This window comes from Vulcanococcus sp. CPBay_Sum15L08_68 (assembly GCF_017855895.1).
Taxonomy (GTDB): domain Bacteria; phylum Cyanobacteriota; class Cyanobacteriia; order PCC-6307; family Cyanobiaceae; genus Vulcanococcus.
In genome coordinates this window covers 49,369-63,182 of the sequence record NZ_JAFMFX010000003.1, presented here as the reverse complement: position 1 = coordinate 63,182, position 13,814 = coordinate 49,369, and the positions used below count along the sequence as shown (strand labels likewise).

Annotated in this window: 12 protein-coding genes; 4 read left to right on the top strand and 8 right to left on the bottom strand. The window is 65.0% G+C overall.

Annotation, left to right across the window (positions count from 1 at the left end):
- Both QZ189_RS01260 and acnB read right to left on the bottom strand, forming a co-directional pair.
- Window positions 1-1,410, bottom strand: coding sequence for a ClC family H(+)/Cl(-) exchange transporter (locus QZ189_RS01260; RefSeq protein WP_296416591.1), 1,410 nt, complete (start codon window positions 1,408-1,410; stop codon window positions 1-3).
- Between the two features lie 5 nt (window positions 1,411-1,415).
- Entirely contained in the window at window positions 1,416-4,031 is a 2,616-nt protein-coding gene (acnB, locus tag QZ189_RS01255) for a bifunctional aconitate hydratase 2/2-methylisocitrate dehydratase (RefSeq protein WP_296420607.1), read from the bottom strand.
- Window positions 4,032-4,168: 137 nt separating this feature from the next.
- Here acnB and QZ189_RS01250 point away from each other — a divergent pair, with 137 nt between their 5' ends.
- Window positions 4,169-5,242 (top strand): 3-deoxy-7-phosphoheptulonate synthase, encoded by a 1,074-nt coding sequence (locus tag QZ189_RS01250; RefSeq protein WP_247476672.1) that lies wholly within the window; start codon window positions 4,169-4,171, stop codon window positions 5,240-5,242.
- A gap of 144 nt (window positions 5,243-5,386) precedes the next feature.
- Entirely contained in the window at window positions 5,387-5,722 is a 336-nt protein-coding gene (locus QZ189_RS01245) for a hypothetical protein (RefSeq protein WP_010313812.1), read from the top strand.
- Here QZ189_RS01245 and QZ189_RS01240 read toward each other — a convergent pair.
- The 4 genes from QZ189_RS01240 to QZ189_RS01225 all read right to left on the bottom strand — a co-directional run bounded on the left by QZ189_RS01240 (window position 5,712) and on the right by QZ189_RS01225 (window position 10,993).
- Window positions 5,712-6,380, bottom strand: coding sequence for a dolichol kinase (locus QZ189_RS01240; protein ID WP_296420605.1), 669 nt, complete (start codon window positions 6,378-6,380; stop codon window positions 5,712-5,714). The two genes, QZ189_RS01245 and QZ189_RS01240, sit on opposite strands and share 11 nt — an antisense overlap.
- Window positions 6,381-6,399: 19 nt before the next feature.
- Entirely contained in the window at window positions 6,400-7,365 is a 966-nt protein-coding gene (locus QZ189_RS01235) for an RpoD/SigA family RNA polymerase sigma factor (RefSeq protein WP_029626052.1), read from the bottom strand.
- Window positions 7,366-7,558: 193 nt separating this feature from the next.
- Window positions 7,559-9,703 (bottom strand): polyphosphate kinase 1, encoded by a 2,145-nt coding sequence (ppk1, locus tag QZ189_RS01230; RefSeq protein ID WP_296420603.1) that lies wholly within the window; start codon window positions 9,701-9,703, stop codon window positions 7,559-7,561.
- Between the two features lie 48 nt (window positions 9,704-9,751).
- Window positions 9,752-10,993 (bottom strand): tetracycline resistance MFS efflux pump, encoded by a 1,242-nt coding sequence (locus QZ189_RS01225; protein WP_010313804.1) that lies wholly within the window; start codon window positions 10,991-10,993, stop codon window positions 9,752-9,754.
- Window positions 10,994-11,368: 375 nt separating this feature from the next.
- On the opposite strand from QZ189_RS01225, the gene moaC reads away from it, so the two are divergent.
- Both moaC and QZ189_RS01215 read left to right on the top strand, forming a co-directional pair.
- Complete coding sequence (gene moaC, locus QZ189_RS01220) at window positions 11,369-11,800, top strand: cyclic pyranopterin monophosphate synthase MoaC (RefSeq protein WP_232197220.1); 432 nt, start codon at window positions 11,369-11,371, stop codon at window positions 11,798-11,800.
- Window positions 11,793-13,028: a molybdopterin molybdotransferase MoeA gene (locus tag QZ189_RS01215; RefSeq protein ID WP_296420601.1), complete on the top strand. Its 1,236-nt coding sequence runs from the start codon at window positions 11,793-11,795 to the stop codon at window positions 13,026-13,028. Before moaC ends, QZ189_RS01215 begins: the two co-directional genes overlap by 8 nt.
- 4 nt (window positions 13,029-13,032) lie before the next feature.
- On the opposite strand, the gene QZ189_RS01210 is transcribed toward QZ189_RS01215, so the two are convergent.
- Both QZ189_RS01210 and moaD read right to left on the bottom strand, forming a co-directional pair.
- Window positions 13,033-13,506: a molybdenum cofactor biosynthesis protein MoaE gene (locus tag QZ189_RS01210; protein ID WP_296420599.1), complete on the bottom strand. Its 474-nt coding sequence runs from the start codon at window positions 13,504-13,506 to the stop codon at window positions 13,033-13,035.
- Complete coding sequence (moaD, locus tag QZ189_RS01205; RefSeq protein WP_247476684.1) at window positions 13,506-13,754, bottom strand: molybdopterin converting factor subunit 1; 249 nt, start codon at window positions 13,752-13,754, stop codon at window positions 13,506-13,508. Before moaD ends, QZ189_RS01210 begins: the two co-directional genes overlap by 1 nt.
- Window positions 13,755-13,814 lie beyond the last annotated feature (60 nt).

The window sequence follows — 13,814 nt, the reverse complement described above, 5'->3', positions numbered from 1 at the left end:
TCAAAGGTCCCGCGGGCTGAGCGGTGTGCCCGGCAGTTTCATCTCCCCTTGGGTGCTGGTGGCACTGCTCTGCAGGGCCAGCTGGCGTTGGTAGATCGAGTGCTCGTGGGTGATGCGGGAGACCACGAAGCTCACCACGGCGCAGACGAACAGGGGCTTGAGGATCAGCAGGTCCTTGGTCAGGGCAAAGACCAGGAAGACCGCCGTGATCGGTGTGCGGGAGCAGGCGGCGATGAAGGCCGCCATTCCGGCGAAGACGTAGGTGCTTGGGGCATGGCCGGAGAGGTGCTCGGCGATGCCGGCGGCGGTCAGCCCCAGGGCGCCGCCCAGGGTGAGCATCGGTGCAAACAGGCCGCCCGGGGCCCCGGTGGCGGCGGCCAGGCCGGTGGCGAAAAACAGCAGCGTGAAGATGCCCACGGCCTTGTTGATCTCGACGTGGCCGTCGACGATCGTGTGCTGCAGGCCGGCGTTGTTGCGGAACTCAGCCGGCAGGGCGGCATAGAGGCAGCCCAGGGCGATGCCGCCCAGCAGCATCCGCACCACGATCTTTCCGGAGAAGAACCGCTGCCCCAGGGACTGCATCTTCACCACATAGCGGGTGTAGAGCTCCGCCAGCAGGCCCACCACAATCCCCAGGGCCACCAGATAGATCAGGTCCTTGGGCAGGAACTGAATATCCAGGTTGTACTCGCTGCTGATCTGGAAGCCCTTCTGGCCGATGCCCGCGCTTTGCTGGCCAAAGCCAGCCAGGCCCATGACGTCGGCCCAGAAGCTGCCGGCGAAGGCCGTGCCGAGCACCAGCAGCAGCAGGATCGGACCGGACTTCCGCAGCAGCTCCTCAATCGCATAGAAGAAGCCCCCCAGGGGGGCATGGAAGACCGCCGCGATCCCTGCGCCGCCGCCGGCCGCCACGATCACCCGCAGCAGCGAGGGCGGGGCCTTGAACCAGCGGGCCATCTGCCAGCCCACGGAACTGCCCATCTGAACGGCAGGACCCTCGGGTCCGAGCGGGAAGCCGCTGCCAATGGCCAGGATCCCCGCCAGCAATTTGACGATGGCCACCTGCAGGTTCATCGGCAGGCTTTGGCGCGAGAGGAAGCGCATCACCTGCGGGATCCCCGAGCCCGCCGCCGTTGGCGCCAGGGTGCTGATCAGCACCGCCGAGAGCAGGCCGCCGATCCCTCCCATTAAGGGCAGGACCAGCCAAGGGCTGGCGGTTTGCAGGAGCCCTAGGCGCCAACTGCCCAGCCAGCCCACGCCCGTTTTGAACAGCAGGCCGGCGGCCGCAGCCCCCAGGCCGGTGACGATCAGGGTGAGAACGACGGCCGGCCAGCGCTGCTGGACCATCCGCTCCAGGTTGCGGCTGGTCCTCCAGGACTGCAGTTCCAGCTTCAGGCCATGGGTCTGCAATGCCCTCAGACCCCTGCCAGGACCTTCGCCTCGTCGTCGCTACTGACCACGCGACCGCTGTCCTCAAAGCCCTCGATCTGATCGAAGTTCAGGTAGCGGTAGAGCTCAGCGCCCTTGGGATCGATCTTGGCGGCTGCGATGGCCAGGTACTGCTCCTTGCTGGGGAGCCGGCCCAGCTGGGCGCAGACCGCAGCCAGCTCGGCGCTGCCCAGATACACCTGGGCGCCATTGCCCAAGCGGTTGTTGAAGTTGCGGGTGCTGGTGGAGAACACCGTGGTGTTGTCCTCCACCCGCGCCTGGTTGCCCATGCAGAGGGAGCAACCGGGCATCTCCATGCGGGAGCCGGCCTTCTCGAAGATGGCGTAGTAGCCCTCCTGCTTGAGCATCTCCTCATCCATCCGGGTGGGTGGGCAGACCCAGAGGCGAGCCGTGTTCTCCCCTTGTCCCTCCAGGACGGTGGCGGCGGCGCGGTAGTGGCCGATGTTGGTCATGCAGGAGCCGATGAACACCTCATCGATCTGACTCCCGGCCACATCCGAGAGGGTTTTGACGTTGTCGGGGTCGTTCGGGCAGGCCAGGATCGGCTCGGTGATCTCATCGAGGTTGATCTCGATCACCGCGGCGTACTCAGCGTTGGCGTCGGCTTCCATCAGCACGGGATTGGCCAGCCAGTCCTCCATGGCCTTGATCCGGCGGGCCAGGGTGCGGGCATCGCTGTAGCCCCGCGCGATCATGTTCTTGAGCAGCGCCACGTTGCTGCGCAGGTACTCGCTGACGGTCTCCACAGAGAGCTTGATGGTGCTGCCGGCGCAGGAGCGCTCGGCGGTGGCATCGGTCAGCTCGAAGGCTTGCTCCAGCTTCAGGTCGGGCAGGCCCTCGATCTCCATGATTCGGCCGCTGAAGATGTTCTTCTTGCCGGCCTTCTCCACCGTCAGCAGCCCCTGCTGGATCGCCACGTAGGGAATGGCATTCACCACATCCCGCAGGGTGACGCCGGGCTGCAGGGAGCCGGAGAACTTCACCAGCACCGACTCGGGCATGTCCAGGGGCATCGCACCGATGGCGGCGGCGAAGGCCACCAGGCCGGAGCCGGCGGGGAAGGAGATGCCCAGGGGGAAGCGGGTGTGGCTGTCACCGCCGGTGCCCACGGTGTCGGGCAGCAGCATCCGGTTCAGCCAGCTGTGGATGATGCCGTCGCCGGGGCGCAGGGCGACGCCGCCGCGGGAGCTAATGAAGTCGGGCAGCTCGGCGTGGGTCTTGAGGTCCACCGGCTTGGGGTAGGCCGCGGTGTGGCAGAAGCTCTGCATCACCAGATCGGCGGAGAAGCCCAGGCAGGCCAGCTCCTTCATCTCATCGCGGGTCATCGGCCCGGTGGTGTCCTGGGAGCCGACCGTGGTCATCAGCGGCTCACAGCTGGTGCCGGGGCGCACGCCCGGCAGGCCGCAGGCCTTGCCCACCATTTTTTGGGCCAGGGTGAAGCCCTTGCCGGTGTCGGCGGGGGCACTGGGCCGGATGAAGAGGTCGCTGGCGGGCAGGCCCAGCTGGGCGCGCACCTTGTCGGTCAAGGCACGGCCGATCATCAGGGGGATGCGGCCGCCGGCACGCACCTCATCGGTGATCGTGCTCGGCTTGAGCTCGAAGCGGGCCACCACGTCACCGGCATTGGCCTCGCCCGCTGCCCGCTCGATCGTGCCGGCGTAGGGGCGAATCGTGATGACATCGCCGGAGTTCAGGGCGGTGACATCGCACTCAATCGGCAGGGCGCCGGAGTCCTCAGCCGTGTTGAAGAAGATCGGCGCGATCTTGCCGCCGAGCACCACGCCGCCACTGCGCTTGTTGGGCACGTGGGGGATGTCGGTGCCGGTGTGCCAGAGCACCGAGTTGATGGCGGATTTACGGGAGCTGCCGGTGCCGACCACGTCGCCGACGTAGGCCACGGGATGGCCCTTTTTCTTGAGCTCGGCGATCAGATCCAGGCCGCCGGGCATCCGGGTCTCGAGCATCGCCGTGGCGTGCAGCGGGATGTCCGGACGGGTGGTGGCGTGGGTTGCCGGGGAGAGGTCATCGGTGTTGGTCTCGCCTTCCACCTTGAAGACCGTGACGGTGATCTCCGCCGGCAGCTCGGGCTTGGCGGTGAACCACTCGGCATTGGCCCAGCTATCGATGACCCGTTTGGCCTGGGTGTTGCTGGCGGCCAGCTCCAGGACATCGTTGTAGGCGTCGTAGACCAGCAGGGTGCGGCAGAGCCCAGTCGCGGCGGCGTCAGCGATGGCTGCGTCCGCGTGGGAGAGCAGCTCGATCAGGGCGCCGACGTTGTAGCCGCCGATCATGGTGGCCAGCAGCTTCACCGCTTCCACGGGAGCGACCAGGGGGCTGGTGGTTCTGCCCTGGGCCACGGCACTGAGCCAGTCCGCTTTGACGTAGGCCGCCTCATCCACGCCGGGGGGGATGCGCTCCGAGAGCAGATGCAGCAGGAACTCCTCTTCCCCGGCGGGGGGTGCCTGCAGCAGTTCAGTCAGGGCCTGGGTTTCGGCGGCTGTCAGCGGCAGGGCGGGGACCCCTTGGGCTTCTCGCTCCGCAGCGGCGGCGCGGTAGTCGGCAAGGAAGCTGCTGGCGGACATCGGCGCTGGAACCCCAGGGGGCCTCGATCGGTGGACGTCCGACCATTGTTCTTTGCCGCCGGTCCCCCCCGTTGTGACGAACGATGCGACTGGGCTTTTAGGGTGGGTTGCTCCGAGCCCCTGGGATGGTTGCCGGCATGATTCCCACCTCTGATCTCCACGTGGTGGAAACCCGGCCCCTGGTGGCGCCCACCCTGCTGCACGGGGAGCTGCCACTGAGCGAGACCGCTGGGCGCACCGTGCGCGAGGCCCGCGAGCGCATCAAGGCCATCCTTCGGGGTGACGACCAGCGTTTGCTGGTGATCGTTGGACCCTGCTCGGTCCATGACGTGGAGGCGGCCCAGGAATACGCCGCCGCCATCGCTGAAGAACACAAGCGCCACCGCGATCAACTCGAGGTGGTGATGCGGGTCTATTTCGAGAAACCCCGCACCACCGTCGGTTGGAAGGGGTTGATCAATGACCCGCACCTGGACGGCAGCTACGACATCAACACCGGTCTGCGCCTGGCACGCGGCCTGCTGCTGCATCTGGCCGACATGGGGCTACCGGCTGCCACGGAGCTGTTGGACCCTGTCGTTCCCCAGTACATCGCTGATCTGATCAGCTGGACGGCCATCGGCGCCCGCACCACCGAAAGCCAGACCCACCGGGAAATGGCCTCTGGGCTGTCCATGCCCATCGGTTTCAAGAACGGCACCGACGGCAGCGCCATCACCGCCATCAATGCGATGGAGGCGGCAGCACGCCCCCACCATTTCCTGGGCATTAATAAGGATGGCCAAGCGGCCATCGTCACCACCACCGGTAACCCCGATGGGCACCTGGTGCTGCGGGGCGGCAAGCAGGGCACCAACTACCACCGAGAGGCGATTGAAGAAGCCTCGGCTGCTCTGGTGAAAGACGGACTGCCGGCTCGGGTGATGGTGGATTGCAGCCACGGCAACTCCAATAAGGACTACCGCCGTCAAGGCGAGGTGGCGGCGCAGGTGGCTGAGCAACTGCGGGCGGGCTCCCGCGATGTCATGGGCGTGATGATCGAGAGCCATTTGGTGGCTGGTAATCAGAAGATCAGCCCCGATCGCTCGGCCCTCACCTATGGCCAGAGCATCACCGACGCCTGCATCGATCTGCAGACGACCCGTGAGGTGCTGGCGAGCTTGGCTGATGCGGTTGCGGCGGCCCAGAGCGCTTCTGCCGTCGCGGTTTAAGCGAAGCGTTTTGCTCAATTAGCACTCGAAGATCGAGAGTGCTAATTGCCTTCGGCGCTCAATAGTGTGGTTTAAAACTGTTGGCAGTGAGCAGAATCTTCTGCCTGTCCAATTACCTTGTCTGCAACTGAAAGGGGGCTGCCTATGGCCTATCTGCTGCAGTTTTTTGGTCTGTCTGATCCGTTGCAGCTGTTTTACCTGCAGCAAAGTTCCGTGGATGGTGCCGGTCCGGTGTTCACGGGCTTTCGCCCGGTTCAGCTGGATGCCTTGATGGCCTGGGCCCTGGAGACCGCCAGTTGCCGCCAGTGGGATCCAGAGCTGACCCAGCGCAGTGTGATGAACGCTTGGATGGAGCGCGCTGAGGCGATCCGCCAGTGGCAGTTGTGTTTGCGCAGTGAACCCGGAGAGACCCAGTTGGTCACCGGCCTTGGCACCCAACGGGACTGGGAGCAGCGCTGTGAGGCGATGCTCAGGGCATAGCGAGTTGCCAGAGATAAGCGGTGGCTAATGGCACGCTCAGGTTGTCGAGGCCAAAGCCACTCAGTTGCTCGAGCCCCGTGGCGGCGATCGCGATGGCAGCCGCAGCCACCAAGCTGGGTGCGGCTGCGCCCGTTCCCTGGGCGACTCCGATCAACAGGGCCAGGACCAGCCAGCTGGTGAGGGCCATGGCCGCGGTGCCCGCCAGGGATTTGGTTTGCCTGAAGATCTGCCACCGCGGTGACTGGATCTGGGGGCCCACCAGCCCTGCGAGTCCATCGCCGCAGGCCATCACCAGAACACCTGCGGCCACAGGTAGCGGTTGCTGGGGCCAGAACAGGGCCAGGAGAATCGTGATCGAGGCGCCGTAGGCAATCGTCCCGTAGCTGTGGCGTCCGACGTCCTCGACGGCAGGCAGCAGGCGGAAGCGGTGATTCAGGGCGGTGCCCAGCGTGACCAGGGCCGCGGCGCCCAGGGCCAGGCCTCGCGGAATCGCAAAGGCCCAGGCCAGGAGCACGACCGCGCCAGTGCCGATATGGACGACCTTGCGGCTCCACTCCTTCTGTTGCGGCCAGCGCCGGCGTACCGCCAGGGCCGTCAGCAGCACAGCAGCAAGCCAGGCCAAGACAGCGGCCACGCCCAGGAGCTGTTGCGTGACCACAGAACTCAGGCGATACGGCTCAAGCAGCCTGCTGGTAGTTGGTCATCAGGCGCAGCTTGAGAATCGCTTTCGATTCCAACTGACGCACCCGTTCGCGGGAGACGTTGATCTGGCGTCCGATTTCCGCCAGGGTCAGGGGCTCTTGGCCGGCGAGTCCAAAGCGCAGTTCGATGATCTTGCGCTCGCGCTCATTGAGCTGGGAGAGCCAGGTGCCGAGGTGCTCCTTCTGCAGGTTGCGATCCATGGAATCCATGGACTCGTTGCTGTTGGGATCCGCGATCAGCTCGCCGAGGGTGCTCCGGTCGTCGTCGCCTCGGGCATGGGCATCGAGGGAGGCGCAGGGGGCGCTTTGGGTGATCAGCTCTTCCAGCTCTTCCGGCTGCATGCCCATGGCATGGGCCAGCTCCAGGCGGTTGGGTTGGCGGCCAAAGCGATGGGAGAGCTCGCGGGTGATGCGACGCATCTTCGAGAGCTTCTCGCTCACGTGAATCGGCAAGCGAATCGTGCGGGCGCTGTTGTCGATGGCCCGGGTCATGCCCTGGCGAATCCACCAGTAGGCATAGGTCGAGAACTTGTAGCCCATGGCGGGGTCGAACTTGTCGACGGCTCGCTCCAGACCAATCGCGCCCTCTTGGACCAGGTCAAGCAGTTCCAGGCCTTGGTTCTGATATTTCTTGGCGACGCTGACGACGAGCCGCAGGTTGGCGGCCATCATTCGATCCCGGGCGCGGGTGCCCATCCGGATCTGATGTTTTTGGCGGGCGGTGAGTTCGGCGGCGGGGAGCTCCTGCAGACGCTTCATCGCCTGCACATGGTGAGCCAACTCAATCTCTTCGGCGGGAGTGAGGAGGGGTACCCGGCCGATATTGCTCAGGTACCAGCCGATCGAGTCAGCACTAAGGCGACCTCCCTGCCGGGACGCGGCGGATCGAGCCGTTGATTTGTTGCTCGAAGAGCCTGAAGCAGCGGGCTTGTTTGCAGGCATGGCAGCAGATGCGCAGGCTTCGGAGGTTGCTTTGGGCGGTTGGTTGTCTCTGCAGGGTTGCAGAACTGAACTAAAGGCCGCAAAACGAATTGATTTGGCCGGAATGTAGCACTCCTGGCCACTGCGAGATGTCAGGAATTGGAAGACTTACTAAGGCCTTTTCGTTCGTTTTTCTTTCTGTTTGTAGCCCTCGCTACGCGCCCGCCTCGACAGGGATCAGGCCCTTTCTCCAGCCATCCATCAAGTTGGCTTGCACGGCGATGTTGTCCTCTTCGGGAATGCGGCGGCTGAAGCTGCCATCGCTCTGCATGTCCCAGGCTGTGCAGTTGTCATTGAGATAGCTGTCGATCAGCCGTGTCAGCCGTTCGTGTAGATCGGGATCTTCGATGGGGACCACCGCTTCGACGCGCCGGTCGAGATTGCGACCCATCCAGTCGGCACTGCCGATATACGTCTCGTGCTTGCCGCCGTTCTCGAACCAGAACAGACGGGAGTGCTCCAGGAAGCGACCAATGACGCTGCTCACCCTGATGTTGTCGCTGACACCCGCCAGCCCAGGCCGCAAGCTGCACATCCCGCGCACCACGAGGTCGACCTGGACACCTGCTTGGGAGGCCTCGTAGAGCAGGGCGATGATGCGCGGGTCCACCAGGGCATTCATCTTGGCCTTGATGGCGGCGGGCTGACCGGCCTTGGCGTGCTCGATCTCCCGTCGGATGAGTTCTTGCATGCGGCGCCGCAGGCTCACCGGCGCCACCAGGAGGCGCCGGAAATCCTGTTGCTTGGAGAACCCCGTCAGATAGTTGAACAGTTCGGCCAGGTCCTGCCCCAGTTCCGGCCGGGCGGAGAGCAGACCCAGGTCCGTGTAGAGGGCTGCGGTTTTGGAGTTGTAGTTGCCTGTGCCGATGTGGCAGTAGCTGCGCAGCAAATCCTTTTCCTTGCGCACCACCAGCGTGATCTTGGTGTGGGTTTTCAGGCCGATCACCCCGTAGACCACGTGGACGCCTGAGCGCTCCAGTTGGCGGGCCCACTGAATGTTGTTGTCCTCGTCGAAGCGTGCCTTGAGCTCGACCAGCACCATCACCTGCTTGCCGTTCTCTGAGGCGCGAATCAGGGCGGCAATGATCGGGGAGTCTTTCGAGACCCGATAGAGGGTCATCTTGATGGCCAGCACCGAGGGGTCATCGGCGGCCTGATTGATGAACTCCTCGACGGAGGTGGAAAAGAGGTCAAACGGGTGGTGCAGGAGCACGTCACCGCGGCGCAGCACCGAGAAGATGCTGGTGAATTCCTCGGCCTTAATCGAGCCGTCCTCCAGGAGGCTCTTCTGAGCCCTGGCCAGGCTGGTGGGAGTGCGGCCCCGATGCGGGGCATCCTTCAGGGCCGGCAGCGGAATGGCCAGCAGGCTCATCAGGTCATCGAGGCCCAGCGGACCGCCGACCCGATAGAGATCCTCCGGTTCAACGCCGGTGCCCTCCAGCAGCAGTTCCACCACGGCATCCGGCATCTCATCGGCGACCTCCAGGCGCACCACCTCGCCGCCCATGCGTCGTTTGCGCAGGCCCTGCTGCAGGGCCTCCATCAGGTCGTCGGCTTCCAGGTCCCGTAACTCCAGGTCCGCATCTCGGGTGACCCGGAAGAAGTAGTGCCCTTCCACTTCCATCCCAGGGAAGAGCAGCTGCAGGTTGAAGGCCACCACCTGCTCCAGGGGGACGGCGGTGAAGACCGGTTGCGGTTCGGTGGTGCTCAGTTCGGCCGGCAGTTCGACAAACCGCGGCAGGTTCTTTTGCGGGACCTTGACCCGGGCGAATTGTTGAACGCCGCTATCGGGATCGCGGATTAAGGCCGCGATGTTCAAGCTCAGGTTGCTGATGAAGGGGAAGGGGTGCGCCGGGTCCACCGCCAGGGGCGTGAGCACCGGGAAGATGGCGCGCTGGAAGTAGTCGTTGACCCAGGCCTTCTGCTTCTGATTCAGTCCCCGGTAGTCGAGAAGATGGACGCCGGCCTCGGCCAGCTGGTGCTTCAGGTAGTGGCGGTAGTGGGCCTGTTGTTGCTGCAGCAGCGGTGCGAGTTCTTTGCGCACCAGCGCCAGCTGTTGGGTGGGGGTTAGTCCGTCGTCGCTCAGGGTCTGAACGCCCGCTTCCACCTGTGACTTCAGTGAAGCCACACGGACCATGAAAAATTCGTCGAGGTTATTGCTGAAGATCGCGCTGAATTTGGCCTGCTCCAGCAGCGGCGTGTGCTCGCTCAGGGCTTGGGCCAGCACCCTCTGGTTGAAGGCGATCCAGCTGAGCTCCCGATTGATGTAGAGCTCCGGAGCAACCACTGGATCAGCCATGGATGACCCATCACTTTCTGCTGATCAACGTAGCAATCAGAAGGGATCTCAGGCGTGTTGCTCGCGACGCGGCAGGCCTCCAGCCACCAGGGCTGCGACCCCCGCGAGCACCGTGATGCCCAGCCAGAAGGGACTGCGTTGTCCCACCACGTCGTAGGCCAGGCCGGCGAGGGGAGGGCCGATAAAACTGCCCAGGCTCTGGAGGCCCTGAAGGCTTCCCAGGGCTGCCCCCTGGCCGGAGTCATCCAGGCGCCTGGAGACCAGGGCCCGAAGGCAGGGGGTGACCAGGCCGGTACCGAGCGCCAGGATCGCAACGGCGGGGAAGACGACACGGGTGGCGTTGTCGGCGGTGGCCATCGGCACCAGCAGGCAGCCGGCGATCACGAAGCCCAAGCCAGCCAGGGTCAGTCGCCATTCGCCAAAGCGTTTCACCAGAGGTCCGATCAAGCCCCCCTGGACGACCGTCGCCACGATGCCGACCACCAAGAAGGCATTAGCGGCTAAGCCCGGTCCCCAATCAAAGGCCTGTTTGAAATAGAGGACCAGCACGGCTGTGAAGCCGTTGAAGGCGAGAAAAAAGAGAAAGAACGCCCCACACAAGCGGCGCACCTGGGGGTTGGTGAACACCTTCTGCAGGGCGATCAAGGGATTGAGGTCCCGTTTGCGTGGCATCGCCAGCCGCGCCTCGGGCGGGTGGGTTTCTGGCAACAGCAGCAGCACCAGCACCAGGTTGATCAGGGCGAAGGCCGCGGCGGCCCACACCGGCAGGGTGACGTTGGTCTGGGAGAGCAGGCCGCCAAAGGCGGGGCCCAGGATGAAGCCCAGGCCGAAGGCCACGCCAATCAGACCAAAAGCCTTGGCACGGTTTTCTGGGGTCGAGATATCCGCGAGCACTGCCCCTGCCGTGGCGGCGGTGCCGCCGCTCACCCCATCAATGAGTCGGGCGGTAAACAGCAGGATCAGGGGAAGGCTCGTCCCGGCGGCCCAGGGAATGGCCTGCCAATCAATGCTGACCGTGATCGCAAAGAGGCTCAAGCCGAGCACCGAGCCCGCCACACAAATGCCGATGACGGGTTTGCGGCCAAAGCGATCGCTCAGGGAGCCAATCAGGGGGGTGACGGCGAATTGGGCGATCGCGTAACTCCCGGCCAGCAGTCCCAGGGTGCGGCCGTTGTCCGTGAAGCTCGCCAGCAGGAACGGCAGCAAGGGGAAAACAATGCTTTCCCCGAGCCGATCGTTCAGCAGCGTGAGGAACGCGCAGAGAGAGGTGGAGGGCCGTTTCCAGCTCACAGGGCTGTCCCCAGTGTTTGCCTCACCTTCCCATGGAGGCTTGAGCGCTCCTTAGTGGATCCGTCGGATCAGCTTCAGGATGAACTGACGCAGGGAAAAGGACTGTGCGGATCGGGGGTACTGGCGCTGCGGTGAACTCATCACCAGGCCACCCACCATCGAAAAGGATCCAGTCCCGCCTTTGACAAGCATGAGATGAACCGCTGGGTGCGCGAAAGATATGCCCCCTGTCTCGATTGCGCTCGTCAGAAGTGAACGTTTTTAGGTTTTGGATTCGCTCCGGGCAGGATGCATCGTGATGGTTCGCGCGATCGATTCACGGTGAGTTCCACTCCTTCTGGTCTGAGTCACCTCAATGCCAGCGGGGAGGCCCACATGGTGGATGTGGGTGGCCGCGCCGTGAGTGATCGTGTGGCCGTTGCGGAGGGGTTTATTCAGCTCTCGGCGGAGGCTCTGGCCCTGGTGGTGGAGGGGCGTGCGGCCAAAGGGGATGTTCTGGCCGTTGCTCGGGTCGCGGCGATTCAGGGGGCGAAGCGGACCTGGGAACTCATTCCCCTGTGCCATCCCCTGCCCTTAAGCGGGGTCTCCGTGGCGATTGAGCCGGTGGCGGATGGGTTGCGCATCGAGGCCTCGGCCCGCACCACCGGTGTGACCGGTGTGGAGATGGAAGCGCTGACCGCCGTGCAGGTGGGCCTGCTCACCCTCTACGACATGGTTAAAGCGGTCGATCCCGCCATGACGATTGGTCCCGTGCGCCTCCTGAGCAAGACCGGCGGGCGGCGTGGCGATTGGCAGCGTGATGACTGAGCCCTATCCCCGCGAAGGGCTTCCCCTGGATCAGGCCCGGGCCCTGGTCTTGGAGGCGCTGCAACCCTTGGGGCTCTCGGAGTCCTTGCCCCTGGCGGACTGTCTGGGCCGCACCCTGGCGGAAACGCTTCATGCGGCGGAAGCCGTGCCAGGTTTCCGCGCTTCGATCATGGATGGCTATGCCATCGCCGGCTCTGAGCCGCCTGAGCCGGGGGACTCCTGGCAGCTGATGGGACGCTCCGCCGCGGGGGCACCGTTTCGCGAGAGCCTGCAGCCGGGACAGGCCGTGCGTGTCCTGACGGGGGCTGTCGTCCCTGAGGGAAGCGGTTGGGTGTTGCCCCAGGAATTGGTGGAGGCCTGTGATGGCCAGCTCCGTTTGCTGAAGGCCTGCGGGGTCAACCCCTGGATCCGCGCCATGGATGAAGAGGCGGCTGCGGGCGGGGTCTTGGCCCAGGCCGGGGATCGCTTGGGTGTAGCGGAGTTGGCGCGCCTGGCCAGTTGTGGCGTGCAGCAGTGCCGGGTTTGGTCACGGCCGCGCGTGGGTCTGCTGATTAGTGGCGATGAGTTACTTCCCCCCGGTGAGCCCCGGCAGTTGGGGGAGATCTGGGAAAGCAACTCGACGTTGCTTTGCGCCCTGTTGCAACGCCTGGGCTACGGGGTTGCCGTGCAGAGGGTGGTTGGCGACCAGCCCGAGCCGTTGCGTCAGGCCCTGCTCGAGCTGGCGGCGAACGCTGATGTGGTGGTGAGCACCGGCGGCGTGTCTGCGGGGGATACCGATTGGATCCGGCCCTTGGTGGCGGAACTGGGGGAGGTGCGGTTCTGGAAGTTGTTCCTCAAACCCGGTCGTCCCTTGGCCTGGGGAACGGTGGCTGGGAGGCCCTTCTTCGGCCTGCCGGGCAATCCCGTGGCCGCCGCCGTGACGGCCCTGCAGTTGCTCTGGCCGGCGCTGCAACGGCTGGAGGGGGCTGAGGTTGCGCTGCTGCCGCGTCTGCGGGTTCAGTTGGAGCAGCCCCTGCGGCGCGGTTCGGGGCGCCCAGAATTGGCCCGGGCGTCCTTGGTGGTGGCCGATGACGGTCGCTTGTTGGCCCGGGTCGCGGGGTCCCAGGCGTCCTCCCGGATTGGCTCCCTGGCGCAGGCGGATTTGCTCTTGGAGATTCCCGCGGAGCTGGGGAGCTTGGAGGCGGGTGCGGAGCTCTGGGCCCAGCTCCTGCGGCTGCCGATTTTTTGAAGCCCTAGAGCGGGGTGTTGCCCTCGATCCACTGGCTGGATCCATCGGCGCTCCATTCCCGCTTCCAAAAGGGGGCGTTGTGCTTGAGCTCCTCGAGCAGCTCTTGGCAGCAGCGTTGGGCTGGCCCGCGTCGGTCGGCCAAGACCGCGACACAGACGATGGCGTCGTTCACCGCGATGCGGCCGACGCGGTGTTCGATCAGGCAGGCCAAGGCGCCATGGCGCTTGCCGACGGATTCGGCAATGCGTTGGAGTTCCGCCTCGGTCATCCCGGGGTAGTGCTCAAGCTCGAGGGCGATAACGGCACTGGCGTTGCTGGCATTGGCGTTGCCGGCGCGCACACGGCCGATGAACGAACTGCAGGCCGCCGCCCGTTGCAGGCCCGCCTCGAGCAGCTGTTGTTCCCACTGCTGTAGGGAGACCAGTGGCTCAAACCGCTCCAGGTGCAGTCGAATCTGAATCGCGATGGGCTGCTCCATTAGCCCCCAGAGATCGGTGGCAGAAAGGCCAACTCGTCTCCGTTCTGCAGAGGCGTCTCGGCGCTGGCAAAGCGTTGATTGATGGCCACCCGGACCGCGTCCATGGCCCCGGGCAACTCCAGCGTCCGCCAGAGCTCTTCGGCGGTGGTGGGCTGCTCGAGCGGCCATTGACGCTCCGCCCAACCCGCCTGCTCCCGCAGGCTGGCGAACAGGCGGATGCGAATCGAGCCGGGTGCGCTGGAGCCCATGGCTCAAACGCTACCCAGCGGACGATCGGGGTTTGGCAGCATCAACGGACCCCTTGATCC

Coding starts and splice junctions, on each gene's coding strand:
- QZ189_RS01210 (WP_296420599.1), bottom strand. CDS start 13,506: ATGGAGCAGCCCATCGCGATTCAGATTCGACTGCACCTGGAGCGGTTT.
- acnB (WP_296420607.1), bottom strand. CDS start 4,031: ATGTCCGCCAGCAGCTTCCTTGCCGACTACCGCGCCGCCGCTGCGGAG.
- moaC (WP_232197220.1), top strand. CDS start 11,369: ATGGTGGATGTGGGTGGCCGCGCCGTGAGTGATCGTGTGGCCGTTGCG.
- QZ189_RS01215 (WP_296420601.1), top strand. CDS start 11,793: ATGACTGAGCCCTATCCCCGCGAAGGGCTTCCCCTGGATCAGGCCCGG.
- QZ189_RS01245 (WP_010313812.1), top strand. CDS start 5,387: ATGGCCTATCTGCTGCAGTTTTTTGGTCTGTCTGATCCGTTGCAGCTG.
- ppk1 (WP_296420603.1), bottom strand. CDS start 9,703: ATGGCTGATCCAGTGGTTGCTCCGGAGCTCTACATCAATCGGGAGCTC.
- QZ189_RS01250 (WP_247476672.1), top strand. CDS start 4,169: ATGATTCCCACCTCTGATCTCCACGTGGTGGAAACCCGGCCCCTGGTG.
- moaD (WP_247476684.1), bottom strand. CDS start 13,754: ATGGGCTCCAGCGCACCCGGCTCGATTCGCATCCGCCTGTTCGCCAGC.
- QZ189_RS01235 (WP_029626052.1), bottom strand. CDS start 7,365: ATGCCTGCAAACAAGCCCGCTGCTTCAGGCTCTTCGAGCAACAAATCA.